Raw genomic sequence first — 24,329 nt, 5'->3', positions numbered from 1 at the left:
GGTCAGTGCCGCGTGCCGACGCTACGGAACGCGTAGGTCACGAGCAGCAGGGCCACGAGCCCACCGAACCCGAGCAGCCCGTAGGCGAGCGGCGGGATGGGCAGGTGCGACGCGGCCTCGGCGCCTTCCTCGGCGGCCAGCACGACGGCAGAGATCACGACGTCCTCCTCGAAGGTCGTCCCCGGGGCGGACGGTGTCGTGCCGCGGTCCGGGGTGGTGCGGTGGATCGGTACACCTGCCGGGACCGGCCCGACGGCGGACCGGACGGGCTCCGGTCGCCGACCAGTCTCTCACGACCGTCCGGCGGCCTGGTCCGGCAGGTATCAGGTACTTGCCGACGAACCGCTCGTCACGGACGAACGTGACCGTCGCCGTGCACGACCCATTTCGTCGTCGTGAGCTCGGCCAGGCCCATCGGGCCGCGCGCGTGGAGCTTCTGCGTCGAGATGCCGATCTCCGCGCCGAGCCCGAACTGGCCCCCGTCGGTGAACCGGGTCGACGCGTTGACCATGATCGCGGCGGAGTCGAGCTCCGCGACGAACCGCTCCGAGGACGCCAGGTCGCGCGTGACGATCGCCTCGGTGTGCCCCGACGTCCACGTGCGCACGTGCTCGATCGCGGCGTCGAGGTCGTCGACGACGCGCACCGCGATCTCCGGCGCGAGGTACTCGGTGGCCCAGTCCTCGTCCGTCGCCGCGAGCACCTCGGTGCCCTCGGGCGCGAGGCCGGCCGTGCGGTCGTCGCCGTGCACCACGACGCCCGCCGCCGTGAGCGCGGCGAGCGCGGCGGGCAGGAAGTCCGGGGCGGCGTCCGCGTGGACCAGGAGCGTCTCCGCGGCGTTGCACACGCCCACGCGCTGCGTCTTGGCGTTGAGCAGGATCTCGAGCGCCATGGCCCGGTCCGCGCTCGCGTCGACGTACACGTGGACGTTGCCGACGCCGGTCTCGATGACGGGGACGGTCGACTCGCGGACCACCGTGCGGATGAGGTCGGCCCCGCCGCGCGGCACCAGCACGTCGACGAGCCCGCGCGCGTGCATGAGCGCGACGGCGCCCGGCCGCCCGTGCCGGTCGATCGACTGCACGAGGTCACCGGGCAGGCCCTGCGCCTCGAGCGCGCGCGCGAGCACGCCCACGATCACCTCGTTGGAGCTCGCCGCCGCGGACCCGCCGCGCAGGATCACGGCGTTGCCGCTCTTCAGCGCGAGCCCCGCGGCGTCGACGGTCACGTTCGGCCGCGCCTCGTAGATCATGCCGACGACGCCCATGGGCACGCGCAGCTGGCGCAGGCGCAGCCCGTTGGGCAGCGTCGAGCCGCGCACGACCTCCCCGACCGGGTCCGGCAGGCCCGCGAGGGCGCGCAGCGCGTCGGCGATCGCGGCGATGCGCGGGCCGTCGAGAGCGAGCCGGTCGAGCAGCCCTTCGCTCATCCCGTTCGCCCGCTCGCGCTCGAGGTCGACGGCGTTCGCGGCCACGATCTCCTCCGTCGCCGCGACGAGCGCGTCGGCGAGCGCGAGGAGGGCGGCGTCCTTGGTCGCGCGCGTGGCCGTGGCCAGCGTGCGCGAGGCAACCTTGGCACGGCGCGCGACGTCCTCGACGGCGGTCGCGACGTCGGTCGCGGTACCGGCGGGCTGGGGCTCGGCGGCGCCCGCGACGACGGGCGCGTCCTCGGTGGTGGTCATGGACCGAGCCTACGTCGGTCGACCGTGCGCCGGGGGCGCCGTCCGACGACCGGTCAGCGTGCTCGCTTGCGGACGAGGACGAGGTCGTCGCGGTGCACGACCTCGCGGTCGTAGCCCTCGCCCAGCTCGGCGCGCAGCTCGCCCGTAGACCGACCGAGGAGGTCGGGGATGTCGCGGGACTCGAACGCGACGAGCCCGCGGGCGACCACGCGCCCGTCCGACGTCACGAGCTCGACCGGGTCCCCGGCGTCGAACTCCCCCTCGACGGCCGTGACCCCGGCCGGAAGGAGCGACGCACGCCCTCCCTGCACGGCCTTCACGGCGCCGTCGTCGAGGACGAGCCGGCCCCGCGTGCGCGCGGCGTGGGCGAGCCAGAGCCGGCGACGCGTCGTCCGCTTGCCGGTCGCGGCGAACCACGTCCCGACGGCGTCGCCCGCGAGCGCGGCCGCGGCGTTCTGCGCCTGGGTCAGCACCACGGGGATGCCCGTGCCCGTCGCGATGGAGACGGACTCGAGCTTGGTGAGCATGCCGCCCGTCCCGACCGCGCTCCCCCGGCCGGTGACCTCGACGCCCTCGATGTCGGCGGCCGAGCGCACCTCGGCGATCCGGCGCGTGCCCGGGCGTGACGGCGGGCCGTCGTAGAGGCCGTCGACGTCGGTGAGCAGCACCATCGCGTCGGCGCGCACGAGGTGGGAGACGAGCGCGGCGAGGCGGTCGTTGTCGCCGAACCGGATCTCGTCGGTCGCCACGGCGTCGTTCTCGTTGACGATCGGCACGACGCCGAGGTCGAGCAACCGCTCGAGCGAGCGCTGGGCGTTGCGGTAGTGCCCGCGGCGCACGGTGTCCTCCGCGGTGAGCAGCACCTGCCCGACGCGCAGCCCGTGCCCGGCGAACGCCTCCGTGTAGCGGGCGACGAGCATGCCCTGCCCGACCGACGCGGTCGCCTGCGCCGTCGCGAGGTCGCGCGGCCGGCTCGCGAGCCCCAGGGGCCCGATCCCCGCGGCGATCGCGCCGGACGTGACGAGCACGACCTGGCCGCCCGCCGCGCGTCGCGCCGCGAGGACGTCGACGAGCGCACGCAGGGCGGTGAGGTCGAGGTGCCCGTCCGCGCCCGTGAGCGAGGACGAGCCGATCTTCACCACCACGCGGTGGGCGGAGGCGATCTCGGAGCGGGAGGACAGCGCGTTCACGCGTCCATCATCGCCGCCCGCCGCTCCCGGGCGCGCAGGATTTCACGGACCAGGACGCCCGGGACCGGCTGTGGGCAGGGAAGGGGCCCGGTCCCCCCGAGGGAACCGGGCCCATTGCCTGCCCACGGCGGACCTACGTCAGTCCGCGTCGGGGTCCGTCCACGTGCCGGCCTCGCGCTCGGTCCACAGCTCGCGACGCGCCTCGGCCTTGGCGTCCATGCGCTCGTGGTGCTCGCGGCGCTTCTCCGTGCGCGTGGGGCGCAGGCGCTCGTCGAGGCGGTTGTCGGAGCCGCGCGGGCCACCGAGCAGCTCGGAGCCGGTCATGAGAGTCGGCTCCCAGTCGAAGACGACGGCGTTGGCGTCGGTACCGATGCGCACCTCGTCGCCACCGACGGCCCCGGCGGCGAAGAGCTTCTCCTCCACGCCCAGGCGGGCGAGGCGGTCGGCGAGGTAGCCGACGGCCTCGTCGTTGCTGAAGTCCGTCTGGCGCACCCAGCGCTCGGGCTTGGCGCCGCGCACCTCGAACCAGTAGTCAGTGGCCCCGCCCTTGCGCGTGACGGTGAACCCGGCCTCGTCGACGGCGCGTGGCCGCAGCACGACGCGCGTCGGCTCGGGCGCGGGCGCCTCGGCGCGGGCCTTCTCGACGAGCTCGGCGAGCGCGTAGGTCAGCGGGCGCAGGCCCTCGTGGCTGGCCGTCGAGATCTCGAACACGCGCAGGCCGCGCGCCTCGAGGTCGGGCTTGACGAGGTCGGCGAGCTCGCGCGCCTCGGGCACGTCGATCTTGTTGAGGACGACGAGCCGCGGGCGCTCGGTGAGCGGCACGCGGCCGCCCTCGATGTCGAGGTCCTGAGCGTAGGCGGCGAGCTCCGCCTCGATGACGTCGAGGTCGCTGATCGGGTCGCGGCCCGGCTCGAGCGTCGCGCAGTCGAGGACGTGCACGATCACGGCCGTGCGCTCGATGTGGCGCAGGAACTCGAGCCCGAGCCCCTTGCCCTCGCTCGCGCCCGGGATGAGGCCCGGGACGTCCGCGACGGTGAACCGTGCCGAGCCCGCCTGCACGACGCCGAGGTTCGGGACGAGCGTCGTGAACGGGTAGTCGGCGATCTTGGGCCGCGCGGCGGAGATCGCCGCGACGAGCGAGGACTTGCCCGCGCTGGGGTACCCGACGAGCGCGACGTCGGCGATCGTCTTCAGCTCGAGGACGACGTCCCGCTCCTCGCCCGGCTCGCCCAGCAGGGCGAAGCCCGGCGCCTTGCGGCGCGGCGACGAGAGCGCGGCGTTGCCGAGCCCGCCGCGGCCGCCCTCGGCGATGACGTACTCCGCGCCGTCGCCCACGAGGTCGGCGAGGACGGTCCCGTCCGTTGCCTTGACGACGGTGCCGTCCGGCACGCGCAGGACCAGGTCGTCGCCGTTCGCGCCGTCGCGGTCGTCGCCCATGCCCTGGGTGCCGGACGTCGCGTGCCGGTGCGGCGAGTGGTGGTACTCGAGCAGCGTCGTGGTCTGCGCGTCGACCACGAGCCGCACGGTGCCGCCGTCACCGCCGTTGCCGCCGTCGGGGCCGGCGAGCGGCTTGAACTTCTCGCGACGGACCGAGGCGCACCCGTTCCCGCCGTTGCCGCCGGAGACGTGCAGGACGACACGGTCGACGAAGCTGGCCATGGAACGATCCTCTCAGAGGTGGGAGTGCGAGAAACAGCAGGAGGGGCGCACCGCGTCGGTGCGCCCCTCCTGCTCGAAGCCTGTGGCTGTCGCTCAGCCCTCGACGGCGACGATGTCGATGACCTTGCGGCCACGACGCGTGCCGAACTGGACCGCACCGGCGGCCAGGGCGAACAGCGTGTCGTCCTTGCCGCGGCCGACGTTCTCACCGGGGTGGAAGTGCGTGCCGCGCTGGCGGACGATGATCTCGCCCGACTTGACGACCTGACCGCCGAAGCGCTTGACGCCGAGGCGCTGGGCGTTGGAGTCGCGACCGTTGCGCGAGGAGCTCGCGCCCTTCTTGTGTGCCATGACGAACCTGCTTTCGTGCTGGTTGCTGAGGGAGGGTGCCGATCGGCGCGGGGCGGCCCGTGGCCGCTACCTCGCGCCGGGCGAGGTCACTTGATGCCGGTGACCTTGAGGCGGGTCAGCTGCTGGCGGTGACCCTGACGACGGCGGTAACCGGTCTTGTTCTTGTACCGCAGGATCGTGATCTTCGGACCCTTCTCGTCCCGCACGACCTCGGCGGTGACCTTGACCTTCGCGAGCTTCGCCGCGTCGGTGGTCACCTTCTCCCCGTCCACCAGCAGGAGAGCGGGCAGCTCGAGGGACTCACCGACCTTGGCGGACACCCGGTCCACCACGACGATGTCGCCGACAGAAACCTTCTCCTGACGGCCACCGGCCTTGACGATCGCGTACACCACGTTGCTGCTCATCTCTCCTAGTCTTGGCGTGCTCGTCACGGCGAGTTCGTCTTGGAGACTCCGGCCACGCCGCGGCGTGCGAGTGCGAGTCGTCCGTGGGCACACGGGACCGGCGCGCCTGGGCGCGCCGACGTTCAAGACTACGGAATTCGACTGGGCAGGTCAAATGGCGCGGGCCGCGGCCGTCGCGCACCATCGCTCGCGCGCGGCGGCCTCGTCCCGCGGTCCGCCGACCGACGCCCTACTCGAGGACGAACGTGATCTCCAGGACGACCTGCCAGGTCGTGATGCGACCGTCGACGATGTCGACCTTCTGCTCCTTGACCCACGCGCCCGAGACGTTGCGCAGCGTGCTCGCCGCGCGCTCGACGCCGATCTTCACGGCGTCCTCGAAGCTCGTGTCCGACCGCGCGCTGATGTGCGTGATCCGTGCCACCGTGCCGCTCATACCGGGCTCCCCCGTCCGAGGCGGGCGCACCGACGCGCCCGCGCACCCGTCGAGCATCCCGCCGCACGTACGCCTACGCCACCGGGACGGGCCGAGCGCGTCCGGCGTCGTCGGGCGGCACGACGGAGGGCGGGCGGCGCGCGCCCGTGCCTACGCTGGCGGTGGAGGTGGTCGCATGCGCCCGGCAGGTCCGGTCGGCGGCAGCCGCCGTCGCGGGCACGACGACGCCGTCGCCGCCGCGATGCGCGCGCTCGACCGCCGCGCGTTCCTCCCCCGGGCGCAGCGCCGCTGGGCGGGCCAGGACCGCCCGCTCGCGATCGGGCACGGCCAGACGAACTCGCAGCCCTCGACCGTCGCGTCGATGCTGCGGCTGCTCGACGTCGCCCCCGGCCACCGGGTCCTCGACGTCGGCGCCGGCTCCGGGTGGACGACGGCGCTGCTCGCCGTGCTCGTCGGGCCGTCGGGCGGCGTGCTCGGGCTCGAGCGCGACCCCGACCTCGCCGCGTGGGGTGCCGCGAACCTCGCGACGGCGCACGCCCCCTGGGCGCGGCTGGAGCCCGCGCGGCGCGGCGCCCTGGGCACCCCGGGCGAGCGCTACGACCGGGTCCTCGTCTCCGCGGCCGCGGACGCGCTCCCCCGGGCCCTCGTGGACCAGCTCACCCCGGGCGGCCGGATGGTGGTCCCGGTCCGGCACACGATGCTGCTCGTCGAGGCCGACCCGGACGCGCCCGGCGGCGCCCGGGTGAGCGAGCACGGCTCCTACTCGTTCGTCCCGCTCGTCGAGGACCCGCCGGGTTCCTCGGGGCCGCCGGCCGGCTGAGGCCGCCACGGCGCGACGGGCAGGTGCGCGCGGCACCGCGCCTCGTAGCTCTCGGCGCCGCCGACGTGCACGGCGGCGGGGACCAGCGGGTCGCGCGGCGCGTCGTCGGCCGTCACCTCCGGAGCCACGCGCACGTGGAACGCCGCGTCCTCACCGCACACCGCGCACACGGCGGTGAGCTTGTCGACGCGCTCGGCGAGGGCCGCGAGCGTCGGCAGGGGCTCGAACGGCCGCGCGTCGAACGTCACGTCGAGGCCCGCGACGACCACCACGAGCCCGTCGTCCGCGAGGCGCTGCACGACGTCGACGAGGTCGGGCCCGAAGAAGTGGGCCTCGTCGACCGCGACGAGGTCGAGCGGGCCGCCGTCGTGCACCAGCCGCACGAGGTCGGCCGCGTCGCGCGCCGTCCGCGACGGGATCGCGAGACCGGAGTGCGAGCTCACCGTGCCCGCGCCGCGCCGCGTGTCGAGGACGTGCCCGACCACCTCGACGCGGCGCCCCGCGACCTCGGCGCGTCGGACCCGGCGCAGCAGCTCCTCGGTCTTGCCCGCGAACATCGGGCCGCACACCACCTCGACCCGGCCGCCCGCGCGGGGCGAAGGGTCCGGGAGACGTGCGGCGCCGCTCATGCGAGCAGTGAACCACCGGACCCCGACGGCGCGCGACGCGGGGCCGGTGCTCCGGTCAGTGGTGCCGGGCCGAGCCGTTCGACGACGGGCGGACGGGCAGCGGCTTGGGCTCCCCCGCCGGGCCGAGCACCGACACGCGGTCGGGCGCGCCCGGGCGCGCGACGTCCCGACGGCTGAGGAGCGTGGTCCCGGTGGACGACGCCGAGCCCTCGGCGTCGGAGGGACGCGCCGCGGGCTCCGGGCTCGTCGCCGGCTCCGGCCCGGCCTCGCCGTCCCGCGGAGCCGCAGGGGCGGGGGCAGCGGGAGCCGCGGGACCGGGGGCCGGCTCGAGACGCTCGGCCTCGCGCGCCGGCTCCGCGGCCGGTACGACCGTCGATGCCCCGGCGAGACCGGCCAAGCCCGCACCACCGATGCCCGGCACGGAGCGCACGAGCGGGAGCTCGCGCGTGCCGGTCCCCCGGGGGCGCCCCTCGTCGGCGCGCGTCGGCGCCGGCTCCTCCTCGGCGTCGCGCTCACCCGTCGGCGCGGCCGGTGCCGGCGGCGTGGCCGCCTCGCGCCGCGTGGGCGCGGGAGGCACGGCTTCGGCCGGGCGCGGGCGCCGGGTGTCGAGCGTCGGGTCCGCGGGCAGGACGCCGCGGTTGAGCTCGCCGTAGGGCACGTGGACCGACGGGGCGACCCGGCGGGTCGCCTCCACGACGGCACGCTGGTCGTCGAAGAAGATGTGCGGGCGCAGCACCTCGAGGACGCCGTCCTTGTCCACACCGCCGAGGAAGAACGCGTCGTCGACGGTCACGCCCCACGACGACAGCGTCGCGACCGCGCGCTCGTGCGCGGGGGCCGAGCGTGCCGTGACGAGAGAGACGTGCACGCGCGGCCGGTACGACGGGTCGGTCGCGTTCCGCTCGCGCTCGACGACCTGCACCCGGTGGATGCCGACGAGCAGCTCGCGCAGGGGGCCACGCCCGAGCGGGACGTCCGCGTTGAGCGCCTCGTGCTCGCGGAACGAGGCGAGGCCGCCGTCCTGGAAGTGGCGCTCGGACGAGTCGTCCGCGAGCACGCCGTCGAAGTCGAACGCGATGCGCAGCTCGTCGCCGGCCTCGTCCGCGAACGTCGGGTCGAGCACGTACCCGGCGGGCAGGCCGAGGTCGACCGCGTCGCGCACGGAGCGCTCGTCGGCGGACAGGAACAGGTCCACGTGCAGCGGGCGGATGAACTCGTGCGGGCTGCGGCCCTGGCGGAAGACGGCGCGCGTGATGTCGAGGTCGTGGTGCCGGATCGAGCGCATGACCCGCAGGCCCGTCTCGGGCGAGTTGCGCGACATGACGATGACCTCGACGAGCGGGTCGTCCGGCGCCGGGGCCAGGTCGTTCAGCGCGAGCAGTCGGCGCACGAACCCGAAGGCGACGCCCGGGGCCAGCGCGTCGTCGCGGTGACGCTCCTGGAAGTCGCGGTACGCCGCCTCCCCCTGCGTGCGGAACACGCGGTCGGACTCGGTGAGGTCGAACAGTGCGGACGAGGCGACGCCGACGACGAGGCGGCCAGAGAGGTCGTAACCCATGGCGGCATGATGCCAGGTGCGGGTGACGCGGACGAAGACGCCTGGGGACGGTCAGGACCGGGCGGTCCATTCCCGGCGCAGCACGCCCAGCACGACCGCGTCGTACCGCACCCCGTCGACGACGCGCGCGTCGCGGAAGCGGCCCTCCTCGACGAGACCGAGCGCTCGGGCTGCGCCGAGCATCGCGGCGTTCCCCGACCACGTCGCGAGGTCGAGGCGGACCCAGTCCGTCACCGAGAACAGGTAGGAGATCCATGCGCCGAGCGCGTCGCGACCCAGCCCTCGGCCGCGCACGGCGGGGTCGTAGAGGCCGATCCCGACCCGTGCCCACTGCGTCTCGGCGGACTCCCAGTACCAGGAGCACGTCCCGACGAGGCGGTCTTCCTCGTCGGCGACGACGACGCGCCGCGGCGGGAGGCCGTCGTCGTCCAGGCCGTCCGGGTGGGCGGCCTGCACGGCCGCAACGCGCGCGAGGCGCGCTACCGCGGCGTCGGACGCGGCGTCGTCGGGCACGGGGTAGTACGGGCCGTCCCACCGGTGCCACTCGTGCTCCGGGCGCAGCCACGCGCGGTACGCCGCGAGGTCGTCCGCGCGCCACCCGCGCAGGCGGGTGCGCGCACCGGCGGCGTACAGAGGTACGCCGCCGGGTGCGGTCCCCGTCACTCCTCGCCGGGCTCCGCGTGCACGTCGTCGCCGGCGACCGGCGCGGGGTCCGCGCCGTCGTGCTCGTGCTCGTGGGCGTGCGCCGCGGCCGCCGCGATCGTCGCGAGCGTGGCCTTCACGGCCTCGCGCGCCTCGGACGAGACCTCCGGCAGGACCGGGACGGCCGGCTGCGGGAGCGTGATCGCGGCGTCCTTGGCCGCCGCCGTGCCGGAACCCGACCCGCGCTTGCGGCGCGACCGCGAGCGCCCGGCCTCGGCCGGCTCCTCCGCGGCCGCCGGACCGCTGCCCTCGCCGTTGCCGCCGTGGTCGTGGCCCCCGCGACCGTTGCCGCCCGACTTCTCGATCGGGTCGGTGTGCACGATGAAGCCGCGCCCGTGGCAGTGCTCGCACGTCTCGCTGAACGCCTCGACCAGGCCCTGGCCCACGCGCTTGCGCGTCATCTGCACGAGCCCGAGCGACGTGACCTCGGCGACCTGGTGCTTGGTCCGGTCGCGGCCCAGGCACTCGACGAGGCGACGCAGCACGAGGTCGCGGTTGGACTCGAGCACCATGTCGATGAAGTCGATGACGATGATGCCGCCGATGTCGCGCAGCCGGAGCTGGCGGACGATCTCCTCGGCCGCCTCCAGGTTGTTGCGCGTCACCGTCTCCTCGAGCGTGCCGCCCGAGCCGGTGAACTTGCCCGTGTTGACGTCGACGACGGTCATCGCCTCGGTGCGGTCGATGACGAGCGAGCCGCCCGACGGCAGCCAGACCTTGCGGTCCATGCCCTTGGCGAGCTGCTCGTCGACGCGGTGCACCGTGAAGACGTCCTGCGTGCCCGTCCACTTGGAGACGCGCTCGCGCAGGTCCGGGGCGAGCTCCTCGACGTACGAGGAGATCTCGCTCCACGCCCCGTCGCCCTCGACGACGAGCGAGCTGAAGTCGTCGTTGAAGATGTCGCGGACCACGCGGATCGCGAGGTCGGGCTCGCCCTGGAGCAGCGCCGGCGCCGAGGCGCTCTTCGACTTCTTCTCGATGGCCTCCCACTGCCCGCGCAGCCGCTCGACGTCCGCGCGCAGCTCCTCTTCGCTCGCGCCCTCGGCCGCAGTGCGCACGATGACGCCCGCGCCGTCGGGCACGACCTCCTTGAGGATCTTCTTGAGGCGGTTGCGCTCGGTGTCGGGGAGCTTGCGGCTGATGCCGGTCATGCCCCCGCCGGGCACGAACACGAGGTAGCGGCCCGCGAGCGTGATCTGCGACGTGAGGCGCGCGCCCTTGTGCCCGATCGGGTCCTTGGTGACCTGGACGAGCACGGAGTCGCCCGACTTGAGCGCCTGCTCGATCCGGCGCGGCTGGCCCTCGAGCCCAGCGGCATCCCAGTTCACCTCGCCCGCGTACAGCACGGCGTTGCGACCCTTGCCGACGTCGATGAACGCGGCCTCCATGCTGGGCAGCACGTTCTGGACGCGGCCCAGGTAGACGTTGCCCGCCATGGACGCCTGCGACTGCTGCGAGACGTAGTGCTCGACGAGCACGCCGTCCTCGAGCACCGCGATCTGCGTGCGGCCCGCGCGCTCGCGCACGACCATCGACCGCTCGACCGCCTCACGGCGCGCGAGGAACTCCGCCTCGGTGATGATCTGGCGGCGGCGACCGGCGTCACGACCCTCGCGGCGACGCTGGCGCTTCGCCTCGAGACGCGTCGAGCCCTTGAGCGCGGTGACCTCGTCGGCCAGGCTGCGCTCGCGCGGCCGCGAGCGGGTCGAGGAGCTCTCGCCGCTCTCACCCCGCCCACCGCGGCGACGGCGGCGCCGACGGCGGCTGCCGCCCGCCTCGTCCTCGCCGGGCTCGGCGTCGGCAGCCTCGTGCTCGGGCTCGTCGGCCTCGGCGGTCGCGCCGGCGTCGGCCGGCTCGTCACCTTCGGCGGGGGTCTCGTCGTTCTCGTCCTGCTCGCGACCGGTGTCCGGGCGACCGCGGCGACCGCGGCCACCACGGCGACGCCGGCGGCGGGGACCGGACTCCGCGTCGTCGGACGCGGCCTGGTCGTCGGTGGCGTCGGGCTCGGCCTCGTCCAGGTCGGCGAAGTCCTCCGGGCCGAACGCGTCGTCGGGGAGCTCGATCCCCTCGGCGACGAGCTCCGACTCGATGGCCTCGATCTCCTCGACCGCGGCGGCGTCCTCGCCCGTGAGGGCGACCTCGACCGTCACGTCCTCCGTGCGCTCGGAGGACACCGGGGCAGCAGCCGCGGACTCCTTCGGAGCCCGCTCGCGCTGCTCGGCGACAGGGGTCTGGGCTGCGGGGGTCGGCTCGACGTGGCGCGGCGGACCGGCCGGGCTCTGTGCCCGGCGGGGACGACGCGGCGCGGCCGCGGGGTCGGGCGCCTGGAAGAGCAGGGCGGTCGTCGCGAGCCGCGGCGTGCTCGTGCCCGCGCCGGTGGCGGCGGGCGAGACGGGTGCCTCGGGTGCGGCCGTGGGTGCCGGAGCGTCGCTCGACGTCGTCTCGGCCGCCTGCTGCGGCTCGTTCGGGGCCTCGGCGGGTGCGGCCTTCGAGGTGGCGCGGCGCGAGCGGCGCGCGGGCTTCTTCGGCGTCTCCTCGGAGGCCGGTGCGTCCGGCGCGACGAGCGGCGCAGTGGCGTCGGCAGCGGCGGGCGCGGCGACGTCGGCCGTCGTGTCCGGAGCCTGCGCGTCCGCGACCTTCGCGGTCGGGGCCTTCGAGGTCGGGGCCTTCGCAGTCGGGGCGCCGGCCGCGGAGGTCGCACGGCGCGAGCGGCGCGCGGGCTTCTTCTCGGGAGCCTCGGTCGCGGCCTGCGCAGGCTCGGTCGGCCCCGCGGGCTCCACCTCGGGCGCCGCGGGCGCGGCGACGTCGTCCGCCGGGGCCGCCTTGCGCGTCGTCCGGGTGCGCTTGGCCTTGCGCGGCGCGTCAGACGCGCCGAGCAGCGCGTCGGCGTCCGGGCCGGTGGCCGCGGGCGTCGCCTGCTCCGCGGCGGGGGCCGCGCTCAGCCCGAACTCCGAGAGCACGTCGAGCGGGGCTTCGGTCGCGACGGCCGCGGGCTTCTTCGCGCCGCCCTGGGCGCGGCGAGCGGTGCGGCCACGGCCCTTCGGGGCGGTCGCCTCCGGCGCAGGCTCGGACTCGGCGGACGCCGGGACGTCGGAGGACGCCGGGGTCTCGGAGGACGCCGTCTCGGCGGCGGAGGCCGTGGGCGAACCGGCGGTGGGGGTCGCGGGGGCGTCGGCGGCGGGCTCGACGGACGCGGACGTCGCACGGGTCGCGCGGCGCGATCGGCGCGCGGGCTTCTTCTCGGCGGCGTCGGGAGCCGCCGCCTCGGCGACCGGCGCCGGGTCGGCGGGCGCCGTGGGCACATCGGCGGGGCTGGGCGCACCCTCTGCCGACGCGACCGGCCCCTGGGGCGGCGCCGCGCTGCGGGTAGCGCGGCGGCGGGCGGGCTTGCGCCCTGCGGTGGTCGGGCTCTCGGTCCGGTCGGGGGTCGCGGCGGCGTCCGCCGTCGACTCTGAGGGGGTGCTGTCGGAGGTGCTGTCGAGCGTCACGCGTCGTGCTCCTGCTGCCACAGGGACCGCCCCGCACCGTGCGGCCCCTCGGGGCGGTCGGTCGTCGCTCGGGACGAGCGCACCGGAGCGCGTCGTCCGGCGACGGAAGTCGTCGGCCACGGCCGCGGTCCGCGTGCGCGGCGCGGGCGCCTGCCACCGGGCCCTTCGCCCCGGTCGGCGCTCCGACTGCCGCGGTCCGCTGGTGCCGCGATCTCGTGCTCGTCGGGAGGGCGATGCGGAGCCCACCCGGCTTCGCCCAGTATCGCACAGGGGCGCGAACGAACCCCGGCGACACGCACCGCCGACCGGGCCGCGGGTCCCGAGGGGTCGGGACCATGGTCCCGACGGCTTGTGAACATGGTCACAAGCGGCGTGTTTTCAGTACTTCGCGTCATCTCCCGCCCCTCCGATGGGGCAGATTGGGCCTAGCGCCGACACGCGGCGGGCCTCCCCGGACCACCGCGACCGGCGCCACAGCTCGGCACCTCCCCCTGAAGCCCGCCGACCCCGTCGGCCCCCCGAGGAGCGCACGTGGAAGCCCTGGATCTCGCCCGGTGGCAGTTCGCCATCACGACCGTCTACCACTTCATCTTCGTCCCGCTGACGATCGGCCTGGCGCCCCTCGTCGCGATCATGCAGACGGCCTGGGTGCGCACCGGCAACGAGCGGTGGCTGCGCCTGACCAAGTTCTTCGGCAAGCTCCTGCTCATCAACTTCGCGCTCGGCGTCGTGACCGGCATCGTGCAGGAGTTCCAGTTCGGCATGAACTGGAGCGAGTACTCGCGCTTCGTCGGCGACGTGTTCGGCGCCCCGCTCGCCATGGAGGCGCTCGCCGCGTTCTTCATCGAGTCGACGTTCCTGGGCCTGTGGATCTTCGGGTGGGACCGCCTCAACAAGAAGGTGCACCTCGCGTGCATCTGGGCCGTGGCGATCGCGACCAACCTCTCCGCCTTCTTCATCCTCGCCGCGAACTCGTGGATGCAGCACCCGGTCGGCGCGATCTACAACCCCGAGACGGGGCGCGCCGAGATGAACGACATCGGCGCCGTCCTCACGAACAACACGCTCTGGGCCGCGTTCCCGCACCAGATCACGGCGACCTTCCTCACGGCCGGCACGTTCGTCACCGGCATCGCGGCCTGGTGGATGGTCCGGCTGGTCCGCACCAGGAAGGCGGAGAACGTCGAGCTCGCGCGCGACGTCTACCGCCCGGCCGTCACGCTCGGCGTCGTCGCGATGCTGGTCGGCGGGCTCGGGGTCGCCGCGTCCGGCGACATCCAGGGCAAGATCATGTACGAGCAGCAGCCCGGCAAGATGTCCTCGGCCGAGGCGCTGTGCCAGGGGCAGGAGGGCGCCGCGTTCTCCATCCTCACGATCGGCGACCTGTCGAACTCGTGCGAGAACGTCAAGCACCTCATCGAGATCCCCGGCCTCGCCTCGTACCTCGGCACGGGCCACTTCTCCGGCCCCGAGAGCTACCTGCCCGGCGTCGAGGACGTCCAGGAGCAGATGACCGAGCGCTACGGCGACGTCACCGCCTCGGGCGACCCCGTCACCTACACGCCGAACCTCGCGATGACCTACTGGTCCTTCCGGCTCATGATCGGCATGGCCGCGGGTTCCGTGCTCCTCGCGCTCATGGCGTTGTGGCTCACCCGCAAGGGCCGGGTCACGGACAACAAGTGGTTCGCCCGGGTGGGCCTCATCGCGATCCCCATGCCGTTCCTCGCGAACTCGTTCGGCTGGATCTTCACGGAGATGGGCCGCCAGCCGTGGGTCGTCGCCCCGAACCCCACGGGCATCGACCAGATCCGCCTGCTCACCGAGCGAGGCGTGTCCACCGTGGTGAGCCCCGGCGTCGTGCTCACGTCGATGATCGTGTTCACGCTCGTCTACGGCGCGCTCGCCGCCGTGTGGTTCACCCTCATGCGCCGCTACGCGGTCGAGGGCGTCCCCCTCGTCGTGCACGACGAGTCGCCGGAGGCCCAGGAACCGCCCGACGACGGCACCGAGGCCGCCGACCGTCCCCTGTCCTTCGCGTACTGACGCGCCCGGACCCGTCCAGAATCTCAGGAGGACACCACCGTGGATCTCGCCGTCGTCTGGTTCGTGCTCATCGCGGTCCTGTGGACCGGCTACCTCGTGCTCGAGGGTTTCGACTTCGGGGTCGGCATGCTGCTGTCGATCCTCCCGCGCGGTGACAAGGAGCACCGCGAGAAGGAGCGCCGCGTCCTCATCAACTCCATCGGGCCCGTCTGGGACGGGAACGAGGTCTGGCTGCTCACCGCGGGCGGCGCGACGTTCGCCGCGTTCCCCGAGTGGTACGCGACCCTCTTCTCCGGCTTCTACCTGCCGCTCCTGCTCATCCTGGTCGCGCTCATCGTGCGAGGTGTCGCGTTCGAGTACCGCGGCAAGATCCGCGACGAGGGCTGGGCGCGCCGCTGCGACGTCGCGATCCAGGTCGGGTCGTGGGTGCCCGCCGTGCTGTGGGGCGTCGCGTTCGCGAACCTCGTGCGGGGCGTGCAGCTCGACGCCGACCACCAGTTCGTCGGCGGGTTCTTCTCGCTCCTGTCGCCGTTCGCGCTGCTCGGCGGCCTCGTCACGCTGAGCCTGTTCCTGCTGCACGGCTCGGTCTTCGTCGCCCTGAAGACCGACGGCGATATCCGCGCCCGCGCGCGCCAGCACGCCTCGGTGTTCGGCGTCGTGGCGCTCGTGCTCGCGGGCGGGTGGGCCGTGTGGGCCCAGGTCGCGTACTCCGTGCCCTGGACGTGGGCGGCCGTCGTGCTCGCCGCCGGCGGACTCGTCGCCGCGCTCGTCGCCAACAGCCGCGGCGCCGAGGGCTGGGCGTTCACCGCCTCGGCGGTGACGATCGTCGCGGCCGTCGTGCTCATCTTCGGCTCGATGTACCCCGACGTCATGCCCGCCGTCGACCCGGCGAACTCGCTGACGGTCCACAACGCGTCGTCCACCGACTACACGCTGACCGTGATGACGTGGGTCGCGGTGATCCTCACGCCGCTCGTCATCGCCTACCAGTCGTGGACCTACTGGGTGTTCCGCCGCCGCCTCTCGACCAAGGACATCCCCGCGCCCGCCGGGCTCTCGCTCAAGAAGGTCCGCGAGGCGGCGTTCGGCGGGGCGTCCTCGGGCGGCTCGGCCGGACGCGGCCTGACCGACGGCGGAGGCTCCGGCTCGTGAAGCCGCTCGACCCGCGGCTCCTGCGCCACGCGCGGGCCGCACGGGGGTACGTCGTCCTGACAGCGGGGCTGGGGTTCGCCACGGCGGCCCTGGTCGTCGCCCAGGCGGTCGTGCTCGCGTCGGTCCTCGCGCCGGCGATCCAGGGGACGGCCGACCTGGCCGACCTCGGGCCGCGGGTCGGGCTGCTCGCCGCCGTCGTCGCGGCCCGCTCCGCGACGTCCTGGGCGCAGGAGCGGTTCGCGCTGCGGGCCGCGACGCGCACCGTGGCCGAGCTGCGCGAGCAGGTCGTCACGCACGCCGTGGCGCTCGGGCCGCGGTGGCTCGCGTCCGGGCGCGGACCCGAGGTCGCCACGCTCGCGACGCGCGGGCTCGACGCGCTCGAGCCGTACATGGTGCGGTACCTGCCCCAGCTCCTGCTCGCCGCGACGGTCACGCCCGCGACGCTCGCCGTCGTGCTCGGGCTCGACTGGGTCTCGGCGGTGATCATCGCCGTGACCATCCCGCTCGTCCCGGTCTTCATGGTCCTGGTCGGGCGGCTCACGGCCGGGACGTCGGAGCGGCGCCTCGTCGTCATGCAGCGGCTCGGCGCGCAGGTGCTCGACCTGCTCGCCGGGCTGCCGACGCTCCTCGCGTTCGGCCGCGCGCGCGGACCGGAGCGGCGCGTGCGCGCGCTCGGCGACGCCAACCGGCGCGCGACCATGGGCACGCTGCGCATCGCGTTCCTCTCCGGCATGGTCCTCGAGCTCCTCACGACGCTGTCGGTGGCGGTCGTCGCGGTGGGCGTCGGGCTGCGCCTCGTGCACGGCGGCATGGAGCTCGAGCCCGCGCTCGCGGTGCTCGTGCTCGCGCCCGAGGTCTACCTGCCGCTGCGCCAGGTCGGGCTGCACTTCCACGCGTCCACCGACGGCATCGCGGCCGCGGAGCAGGCGTTCGCGGTCCTCGACGAGGAGGCTCCCGAGCCCGGGACGACCCCCGCGCCCGCGCTCGCCGGCACCACGCTGGCCCTGCACGGCGTGAGCGTCCGGGCCGGCGACCGCGACGTGCTCGCGCCCGCCGACCTCGACCTCGAGCTCCGGCTCGGGACGTCGGGCCGCGTCGTCGCCCTCACCGGGCCCAGCGGTGCGGGCAAGACCACGACGGCGCTCGTCTTCCTCGGCCTCGTCCGGCCCGACCGCGGCACGGTCACCCTGACCGGCCCGGGTGTCGGGCCGACGGACCTCGCCGACGTCGACCCCACGACGTTCTGGCCCCAGGTGGCGTGGCTCCCCCAGCGCCCGGTGCTCGCCCCGGGCCGGCTGCGCGACGTCGTCGCCGGCGGCCTGCCCGTGAGCGACGCCGATCTCGACCGCGCCGCGCGCACCGCCGGCCTCGACACCGTGCTCGCGACGCTGCCCGGCGGGTGGGACACCGAGGTGGGGCGCGGCGGCGTCGGCCTGAGCGTGGGTCAGCGCCAGCGTGTCGCGCTCGCCGCGGCCCTGCTCGGCGACCCCGCCCAGGTGCCTCTCGTCGTGCTCGACGAGCCGACCGCCCACCTCGACGCGCGCGGCGAGCAGGTGGTGCTCGACGCCGTGCGGACGTTCCGCGACCAGGGCCGGACGGTCGTCGTCGTGGCCCATCGCGCCTCGCTCGTCCGCGCCGCCGACGACGTCGTCGAGGTGCGCTCCGCGCCCCTCGAAGCCACCGCCGTGCGGGAGGCGGGGCGGGACGAGGAGCCGACGCTGCTCGAACCGGCGGGCGCGACGAGCGAGGGGAGGCACCCGTGACCGGTCCCCGTCCTCGCGTCGCGAACGACCCGCTGTGGCGCGCCGTCGGGCTGCTCGACGTGCGCTGGCGCCGCGTCGTGTGGGCCGTCGTGCTCGGCACGCTCTCGCTCGGGAGCGCCGTCGGCCTCGCTGCCGTCGCCGCGTGGCTCATCGCGCGCGCGTCGCAGATGCCGCCCGTCCTCACGCTGTCCGTCGCGGTCGTCGGCGTCCGCGCCTTCGGCATCTCGCGCGGCGTCTTCCGCTACCTCGAGCGCCTCGCCTCGCACGACGTCGCGCTGCGCGGCATGGCCGCCCTGCGCGCCAACCTCTACACCGCCCTGGCGGAGGGATCGCCCGCCGCGCTCGTCGGGCTGCGGCGCGGCGACCTGCTCGCCCGGGTCGGTGCGGACGTCGACGCGGTGGGCGACGTCGTCGTGCGCGCCCTCGTCCCGGCCGGTGTCGCGCTGGCGATCTCCGTGGGGTCCGTGGTGCTCGTCGGGGCGTTCCTTCCCGCCGCGGGCGTCACCCTCGCGCTGTGCCTGCTCCTCGCCGCGGTCGTCGCACCGTGGCTCTCCGCGCGATCGGCGCGCGAGGTCGAGGCGCGCGGTGCAAAGACGCGCGCGGCGATGACCGCGACGACGCTCGAGATCCTCGAGCAGTCCGGCCCGCTCGCCGTCTCCGGCCGTCTCGAGGCGCGCCTCGACGACCTGCGCGCGACCGACCGCGCCCTCGCACGCGTGACCGACGACGGCGCCCGCCCCGCCGGGGTCGCGGCGGGGATCGCCGCGCTCGCGGTCGGCCTCGCCGTGCTCGCGTCGCTCCTGCTCGGCATCCCAGCGGTGACGGCCGGGACGCTCGCGCCCGTGGAGCTGTCGGTCATCGTGCTCACGCCGCTCGCGGTGTTCGAGGCCGCGAACGCGCTGCCCGCCGCTGCCGTCCAGCTCCACCGCTCGCGCCAGGCCGCAGCGCGCGTCGTCGCGCTCCTCGACGGCTCCGCACCCCGCGTCACCGCGACGGCCCGCGCCGCGGACGCTTCCGTCCCCGGCCCGGCGGAGCCGTCGTCCCCCGAGCAGGCGTCGCTCGCTCTCGACGACGTCGCGGCGGGCTGGCCGGGGACGGCGCGCGTCGTCGTGGCGGGCGTGGACCTCGACCTGCGCCCCGGGCGCGCGGTCGCGGTCGTCGGGCCGTCCGGCGTCGGCAAGACGACGCTGCTCGCGACCGCCGCCGGGCTCGTCCCCGCGCTCGCGGGCCGGGTGACGCTCGACGGGACCGACGTGATCGCCCTCCCCCGCGAGGCCGCAGCGCGCGGCGTGGTTCTCGTCACCGAGGACGCGCACGTCTTCGACACGACGGTCCTCGAGAACCTGCGCGTCGCGCGAGGCGACGTCACGACCGAGGAGGCCGCGGCGACGCTGCACGACGTGGGCCTGGACGCCTGGCTCGCCGCGCTGCCGGACGGTATCGAGACGCTGCTCGGCCCGGACGCCACGACCGTGTCCGGGGGCGAGCGTCGTCGTCTGCTCGTCGCTCGGGCGCTGCTGTCACCGGCACCGCTGCTCCTGCTCGACGAGCCGGCCGAGCACCTCGACGCGGCCGGCGCCGACGCGCTCGTGCGGCACCTCGTCGCGACGACCCGCACGCCGGCGGGCTCGCCGTCGGGAGTGGCACGGCGCGGCGTCGTCCTGGCGACGCACCGGCTCAGCGCGCTCGAGGCCGTCGACGAGGTGCTGCTCCTCGGTGTTCCCGACGGTGCGCCGGACGACGCTCCGGCGCGGGTCGTCGCGCGCGGGACGCACGCGGATCTGCTCGGGCTCCCCGCGTACCGGTGGGCGCTCGACCAGGAGGCGCCGGCCCACCGCTGATCGCGGGTCAACCCTCGCCGAGACGCGCGAGGAACAGTGCCTCGCCGACCGCGAGACTCTCGATCTCGCTCGGCGCGACCGACTCGTTCGGGGCGTGGATGAGGCACGCCGGCTCCTCGACGCCGAGGAGCACGATCTCCGCGTCCGGGTACTGCCCGGCGAGCACGTTGCACAGCGGGATCGACCCGCCCTGCCCCGCGGTCACCGTCTCGCGCCCGTACGCGTCCGCGAGCGCCGCCGTGAGCGTGTCGAAGACGTGCCCGCTGGTGCGGGCCGCGAACGGCTGCCCGACGGCGTCGCGCTCCACGCGCATGCGGACGCCCCACGGGGCGTGGGCCTCCAGGTGCGCGACGAGCTTGTCCTGGAGGTCCTGGGCGTCCGAGCCGGGAGGGACCCGAAGGTTGAGCCGGGCCGAGGCGCGGGGCTGGATCGCGGCGGCCGAGCCGACCACGCTCGGCGCGTCGATCCCGAGGATCGTCACCACCGGGCGCGCCCAGAGCCGGTCGGCGACGCTCCCCGTCCCGACGAGGCCGACGCCGTCGAGCACGCCCGCGTCGTGGCGGAACTGGTCCTCGTCGTACGCGACGCCGTCCCACGTCCCGTGCGCGACGGCGGCCGGCACACCGTCGATCGTCGTGTCGCCGTTCTCGTCGCGCAGGCTCGCGAGCACTGCGACGAGCGCGGCGAGCGCGTCCGGTGCCGCCCCGCCGAACATGCCTGAGTGGATCTCGCCGTCGAGCGCCTCGACGTGCACGACGACGTTCGCCGCACCGCGCAGCGTCACGGTGAGCGTGGGCAGGCCGAGCTCGGCGTTGCCCGTGTCCTGGACGAGCATCGCGTCGGCCGCGAGCGCCCCCGGGTTCGCCTCGACCCACCGGTCGAGGCCGCCCGTCCCCTGCTCCTCCGAGCCCTCGACGACGAGCCGCACGCCGACCGGGTAGTCCTCGCCGCCGAGCGCGCGCAGGGCCCGCAGCGCGGTGAGGTGCGTGACGACGTTGCCCTTGCAGTCGGCGGCGCCGCGGCCGTAGAGCCGGCCGTCGCGCTCGGTGAGCTCGAACGGCGGGGTCGTCCACGCGGCGTCGTCCAACGGGGGCTGCACGTCGTAGTGCGCGTAGAGCAGGACGGTCGGCGCGCCGTCGGGTCCCGGGCGGTGCCCGAGCACGACCTGCGACCCGTCGGGGGTGACCTCGAGGCGCGTGTCGATCCCCTCGGCGCGGAACGCGTCGGCGACCCACTGCGCGGCCCGCTCGCACTCGGCGCGCGGGACGAGGCGCTCGTCGGCGACGGACGGGATGGCGACGAGCGTGCGCAGGTCGTCGAGCGCGCGGGGCACGAGGCCACGGACGGCGGCGCGCACCTCCTCGACGTGACCGGCGCCGTCGGGGCGTGCTCCGGTGCCCTGCTGGCTCATGCGTCCTCCTCGATCGGGGTGCTGTCGGCTCCCTCGCCGGCGTCGCTGCCCGGCTTGGTCGTGCGGCCGGGGTCGAGGTCGAGCGAGTCGACGTAGGCGTCGAACGCGTCGAGCTGGTCGGGGCAGTAGACCTCGATGACGAGCCGGTCACCCGCGAGCCGGCGCTCGTCGAGCACGGACGGACGCAGCCCCGGTCCGGCCGCCCCGTTCGCGGCACCGAGGTTCGCCGTCGCCTCGACGAGCGCGGCCGGGTCGGTGCAGAAGCCACCCCCGTCGTCGCCCAGGACGTCGGCGATCGTCTCCTCGCTGAAGGCCGTGATCCCGATCTCGGCGAAGCGGTCGTGCAGCTCGGCGGCCTTCTGCTCGGCCTCGCGCGCGTCGCGGTGGGACCGCACGTCGTCGAAGACGATCAGCATGACCGCGCCGAGCGCGACCAGGAGCAGCGCGGCGGCGGTGTACGTCACCCACCGCTTGGACGAGACCGGCTCGGGCTCGTGCACGGGGACGTGGTCGGGGCGCGTCGAGGTCATGCCGCCTCGCCCTCCCCCGCCTCGTCCGCCGCCGCGATGGCCGCAGCCTCGGGGTCCTTCCAGGACGGCTTGCGCAGCAGGTAGAACAGCGCCGGGACGAGCAGGCCGATGATGCCGAGACCGCCGCCCACGATGAGCACGTACACCCCGACGTTCCCGCTGGAGAACTGGGCAGGCGGCACGAACCCGATGATCATCGCGGCCACCGACGCGCAGAACCCGACGACGCACAGGAGCGTGAGCGCCGGGGCGCGGTACCCGCGCGGGTGGTCGGGTGCACGACGGCGCAGCCGCACGGCCGCGACGAACAGCAGCAGGTACATGACGAGGTACACCTGCGTCGTGATGACGGACAGGATCCAGTAGGCGCTCGAGACGTCGGGGATGAAGGCGTACAGGAGCGCGATGCCGGTCGTGACGACGCCCTGCGTGACGAGGATGTTCTGCTGCACCCCGTGCTTGTTGAGCCGCTGCAGGAACGGCGGGAGGTAGCCCTCCTCGCGGGCGACCGTGAGCAGGCCCTTGGACGGCCCGGCGAGCCACGTGAGCATCCCGCCGAGGGACGCCGCGATGAGCATGAGGCCGAGGATCGGCGTCAGCCAGCTCACGCCGAAGTTGGCGAAGAACGCGTCGAACGCCTGCATCACGCCGGCGGTGAGGCTGAGCTGGTCGGCCGGGATCACCCAGCTGATGGCGACGGCCGGGAGGATGAAGATGACGAGCACGAGGCCGATCGCGAGGAACATCGACCGGGGGAACTCCGTCGACGGCTTGCGCAGGGTCGTCACGTGCACCGCGTTCATCTCCATGCCCGCGTAGGACAGGAAGTTGTTCACGATGAGCACCAGGGACGCGAGGCCGGTCCAGGCCGGGAGCAGGTGCTGGGCGTCCATCGGCGCGGCCGACGGGTTGCCCTGGGCGAGGAACACGATGCCGAGCACGACGAGGATCGCCGCCGGGATGAGCGTCCCGATGATCAGTCCCCAGCTCGACAGCCCGGCGACCGTCTTGGTGCCCTGCGAGGAGAGCCACACGCCGGTCCAGAAGAGCACGACGATGACGATCGCCACGTACAGCCCGTTGCTCGCGAGGCTCGGGTTGATGACGTACGCGAACGTGCTCGCGACGTACCCGAGCAGGCTCGGGTAGTAGAAGATCGTCATCGCGAACTGGCACCAGATGGCGAGGAAGCCGAGCGGCTTGGAGACGCCGTCCGCGACCCACCGGTACACCCCGCCCGACCAGCCGGACGCGAGCTCGGCGGACACGAGCGACGTCGGCAGCAGGAACACGAGCGCCGGGACGATGTAGAGGAACACCGCCGCGAGGCCGTAGACGGCCATCGTCGGCGCGGCGCGCAGGCTCGCGACCGACGACGTGATCATGAACGCGAGCGTGAGCCAGGTGATGTAGTTCTTCGGCGTCCGTGCCGTGATCGCCGCGCGCACCTCCGCGTGCGTCGGCGCGCCCGTGGACGAGCCCATCCCCACCCCCGAAGCCGTGACCCCGCGGGGCCGACCGGGACGGCGCGCGGACGGCGCGTCGTCGGAACATCGCGAACATATCCCCGGGGGCGAGGTCGCGCCTGGGGAGGCCCAGGTGGGAGGCGCGGACGGGGCCACCGCGGACCCGGTGATACGTTCGCGAGGCGACCCGTCCCGCGCCGGGCCGGCCACGACGACGACGGACGACCCCGGGAGCAGCGTTGAAGATCCTCGTGCCCAGCACCATCGCCCTCGACGTGCACGCGGGGCCGGGAGACGAGGTCGTCGGCTACGACGCCGCGGCGCCGTTCCGCTCCGAGGACGCCGATGCCGAGGTCCTCGTCGCGTGGGCGAACACCGCCGCGAACCTCGCGGACGCCGCCGCGCGGCTCTCGCGCCTGCGCTGGGTCCAGACGCTCGCGGCGGGGCCGGACGCGGTGCTGGGCGCCGGCTTCGGGCCCGAGGTGACGATCACGTCGGGCCGGTCCCTGCACGACGGCCCGGTCGCCGAGCACGCGCTCGCGCTCGTCCTCGCGGCGGTGCGGCGGCTCGACGTGCTCGGGGAGGCGCAGCGCGAGCACCGGTGGGACACCGCCGTGAACCGCGCGCAGGCCGACCCCGCGACCGCCGCGCGCTACACGCTCGACGGCGCGCGCGTGACGGTCTGGGGGTTCGGCTCGATCGCGGCGCGCCTCGCGCCGCTGCTCGCGGCCCTGGGCGCCGAGGTGACGGGCGTCGCGAGCAGCCGCGGCGAGCGCCACGGCTTCCGCGTCGTGACGGACGACGACCTCCCGGACGTCCTCGCGACGACCGACGTGCTCGTCTCCCTGCTCCCCAGCCTCGACGCGACCCGGCACGCGTTCGACGCCGCCCGGATCGACCAGCTCCCCGACCACGCGGTCTTCGTCAACGTCGGTCGCGGCACCACGGTCGACGAGGACGCGCTCGTCGCGGCGCTGCGCGACGGCCGCCTCGGCGGGGCCGCGCTGGACGTCACCGAGACCGAGCCCCTGCCGGAGAGGTCACCCCTGTGGGACGCACCCCGGCTGATCCTCACGCCGCACGTCGCGGGCAACCGCCCCCAGCGGGCGTCGGACCTCGTGAACGCCAACCTCGACGCGCTCCGCGCGGGCCGCGAGCTCCGCAACGTCGTCCCCCGCTGAGTGCATGAAATAGTCGCG

General features: G+C 74.9%; 20 protein-coding genes. 6 read left to right on the top strand and 14 right to left on the bottom strand.

Features of this window, described 5'->3' with window-relative positions; translation table 11 throughout:
- Positions 1-2: 2 nt before the first annotated feature.
- The 7 genes from ACFWH7_RS05215 to ACFWH7_RS05185 form a co-directional block, all read right to left on the bottom strand.
- Entirely contained in the window at positions 3-158 is a 156-nt protein-coding gene (locus ACFWH7_RS05215; RefSeq protein WP_021483496.1) for a hypothetical protein, read from the bottom strand.
- A 191-nt stretch (positions 159-349) separates the two neighbouring features.
- On the bottom strand, positions 350-1,681 hold the full coding sequence (locus tag ACFWH7_RS05210; protein WP_378215388.1) for a glutamate-5-semialdehyde dehydrogenase: 1,332 nt from the start codon (positions 1,679-1,681) through the stop codon (positions 350-352).
- 53 nt (positions 1,682-1,734) lie between these two features.
- Positions 1,735-2,862, bottom strand: coding sequence for a glutamate 5-kinase (proB, locus tag ACFWH7_RS05205; RefSeq protein ID WP_378215399.1), 1,128 nt, complete (start codon positions 2,860-2,862; stop codon positions 1,735-1,737).
- Positions 2,863-3,009: 147 nt separating this feature from the next.
- Positions 3,010-4,530, bottom strand: a complete 1,521-nt coding sequence (gene obgE, locus ACFWH7_RS05200; protein ID WP_053371476.1) for a GTPase ObgE — start codon at positions 4,528-4,530, stop codon at positions 3,010-3,012.
- A gap of 93 nt (positions 4,531-4,623) precedes the next feature.
- Positions 4,624-4,881: a 50S ribosomal protein L27 gene (rpmA, locus tag ACFWH7_RS05195; protein WP_047234735.1), complete on the bottom strand. Its 258-nt coding sequence runs from the start codon at positions 4,879-4,881 to the stop codon at positions 4,624-4,626.
- Positions 4,882-4,967: 86 nt separating this feature from the next.
- Complete coding sequence (gene rplU, locus ACFWH7_RS05190) at positions 4,968-5,288, bottom strand: 50S ribosomal protein L21 (RefSeq protein WP_047234734.1); 321 nt, start codon at positions 5,286-5,288, stop codon at positions 4,968-4,970.
- A gap of 229 nt (positions 5,289-5,517) precedes the next feature.
- On the bottom strand, positions 5,518-5,724 hold the full coding sequence (locus tag ACFWH7_RS05185) for a dodecin family protein (protein WP_047234741.1): 207 nt from the start codon (positions 5,722-5,724) through the stop codon (positions 5,518-5,520).
- Positions 5,725-5,899: 175 nt separating this feature from the next.
- Between ACFWH7_RS05185 and ACFWH7_RS05180 the strand changes: the two genes are divergently transcribed.
- Positions 5,900-6,544, top strand: coding sequence for a protein-L-isoaspartate O-methyltransferase family protein (locus ACFWH7_RS05180; protein WP_378215387.1), 645 nt, complete (start codon positions 5,900-5,902; stop codon positions 6,542-6,544).
- On the opposite strand, the gene ACFWH7_RS05175 is transcribed toward ACFWH7_RS05180, so the two are convergent.
- From ACFWH7_RS05175 to ACFWH7_RS05160, 4 genes are read right to left on the bottom strand one after another with little or no spacing between them, the layout of a single operon-like run.
- The gene (locus ACFWH7_RS05175) at positions 6,484-7,173 is read right to left on the bottom strand and encodes a thymidine kinase (RefSeq protein ID WP_378215386.1); all 690 of its coding nucleotides are present in this window, start codon (positions 7,171-7,173) and stop codon (positions 6,484-6,486) included. The genes ACFWH7_RS05180 and ACFWH7_RS05175 overlap by 61 nt on opposite strands.
- A gap of 55 nt (positions 7,174-7,228) precedes the next feature.
- A complete protein-coding gene (locus tag ACFWH7_RS05170) occupies positions 7,229-8,731 on the bottom strand; it encodes a 5'-nucleotidase (RefSeq protein WP_378215385.1) in 1,503 nt (500 codons plus the stop codon).
- 51 nt (positions 8,732-8,782) lie between these two features.
- The gene (locus tag ACFWH7_RS05165) at positions 8,783-9,394 is read right to left on the bottom strand and encodes a GNAT family N-acetyltransferase (RefSeq protein ID WP_378215384.1); all 612 of its coding nucleotides are present in this window, start codon (positions 9,392-9,394) and stop codon (positions 8,783-8,785) included.
- Positions 9,391-12,921, bottom strand: a complete 3,531-nt coding sequence (locus ACFWH7_RS05160) for an Rne/Rng family ribonuclease (protein WP_378215383.1) — start codon at positions 12,919-12,921, stop codon at positions 9,391-9,393. Before ACFWH7_RS05160 ends, ACFWH7_RS05165 begins: the two co-directional genes overlap by 4 nt.
- A 531-nt stretch (positions 12,922-13,452) precedes the next feature.
- Here ACFWH7_RS05160 and ACFWH7_RS05155 point away from each other — a divergent pair.
- From ACFWH7_RS05155 to cydC, 4 genes are read left to right on the top strand one after another with little or no spacing between them, the layout of a single operon-like run.
- Positions 13,453-14,967, top strand: a complete 1,515-nt coding sequence (locus tag ACFWH7_RS05155) for a cytochrome ubiquinol oxidase subunit I (RefSeq protein ID WP_378215382.1) — start codon at positions 13,453-13,455, stop codon at positions 14,965-14,967.
- A gap of 39 nt (positions 14,968-15,006) precedes the next feature.
- Complete coding sequence (cydB, locus tag ACFWH7_RS05150) at positions 15,007-16,119, top strand: cytochrome d ubiquinol oxidase subunit II (RefSeq protein WP_378215381.1); 1,113 nt, start codon at positions 15,007-15,009, stop codon at positions 16,117-16,119.
- Positions 16,116-17,882: a thiol reductant ABC exporter subunit CydD gene (gene cydD, locus ACFWH7_RS05145; protein ID WP_378215380.1), complete on the top strand. Its 1,767-nt coding sequence runs from the start codon at positions 16,116-16,118 to the stop codon at positions 17,880-17,882. The genes cydB and cydD overlap by 4 nt, the downstream gene beginning before the upstream one ends.
- Positions 17,879-19,723 carry a thiol reductant ABC exporter subunit CydC gene (gene cydC, locus ACFWH7_RS05140; protein WP_378215379.1) on the top strand — a complete coding sequence of 615 codons (1,845 nt, stop codon included), beginning with the start codon at positions 17,879-17,881 and terminating at the stop codon, positions 19,721-19,723. Before cydD ends, cydC begins: the two co-directional genes overlap by 4 nt.
- 7 nt (positions 19,724-19,730) lie before the next feature.
- Here cydC and ACFWH7_RS05135 read toward each other — a convergent pair whose 3' ends face one another.
- The 3 genes from ACFWH7_RS05135 to ACFWH7_RS05125 are packed head-to-tail and all read right to left on the bottom strand — an operon-like array spanning position 19,731 to position 23,148.
- Positions 19,731-21,134 (bottom strand): dipeptidase, encoded by a 1,404-nt coding sequence (locus ACFWH7_RS05135; protein ID WP_378215378.1) that lies wholly within the window; start codon positions 21,132-21,134, stop codon positions 19,731-19,733.
- The gene (locus ACFWH7_RS05130; protein ID WP_378215377.1) at positions 21,131-21,664 is read right to left on the bottom strand and encodes a hypothetical protein; all 534 of its coding nucleotides are present in this window, start codon (positions 21,662-21,664) and stop codon (positions 21,131-21,133) included. The genes ACFWH7_RS05135 and ACFWH7_RS05130 overlap by 4 nt, the downstream gene beginning before the upstream one ends.
- Positions 21,661-23,148: an APC family permease gene (locus ACFWH7_RS05125; protein ID WP_378215375.1), complete on the bottom strand. Its 1,488-nt coding sequence runs from the start codon at positions 23,146-23,148 to the stop codon at positions 21,661-21,663. The genes ACFWH7_RS05130 and ACFWH7_RS05125 overlap by 4 nt, the downstream gene beginning before the upstream one ends.
- A 221-nt stretch (positions 23,149-23,369) precedes the next feature.
- Between ACFWH7_RS05125 and ACFWH7_RS05120 the strand changes: the two genes are divergently transcribed.
- Positions 23,370-24,311: an NAD(P)-dependent oxidoreductase gene (locus tag ACFWH7_RS05120; RefSeq protein ID WP_378215373.1), complete on the top strand. Its 942-nt coding sequence runs from the start codon at positions 23,370-23,372 to the stop codon at positions 24,309-24,311.
- Positions 24,312-24,329 lie beyond the last annotated feature (18 nt).

Origin of the sequence: Cellulosimicrobium cellulans, from assembly GCF_042723955.1 — a bacterium.
In the GTDB taxonomy this organism is placed as follows: Bacteria; Actinomycetota; Actinomycetes; order Actinomycetales; family Cellulomonadaceae; genus Cellulosimicrobium; species Cellulosimicrobium cellulans_H.
This window is presented reverse-complemented; position numbering and strand designations above follow the sequence as displayed.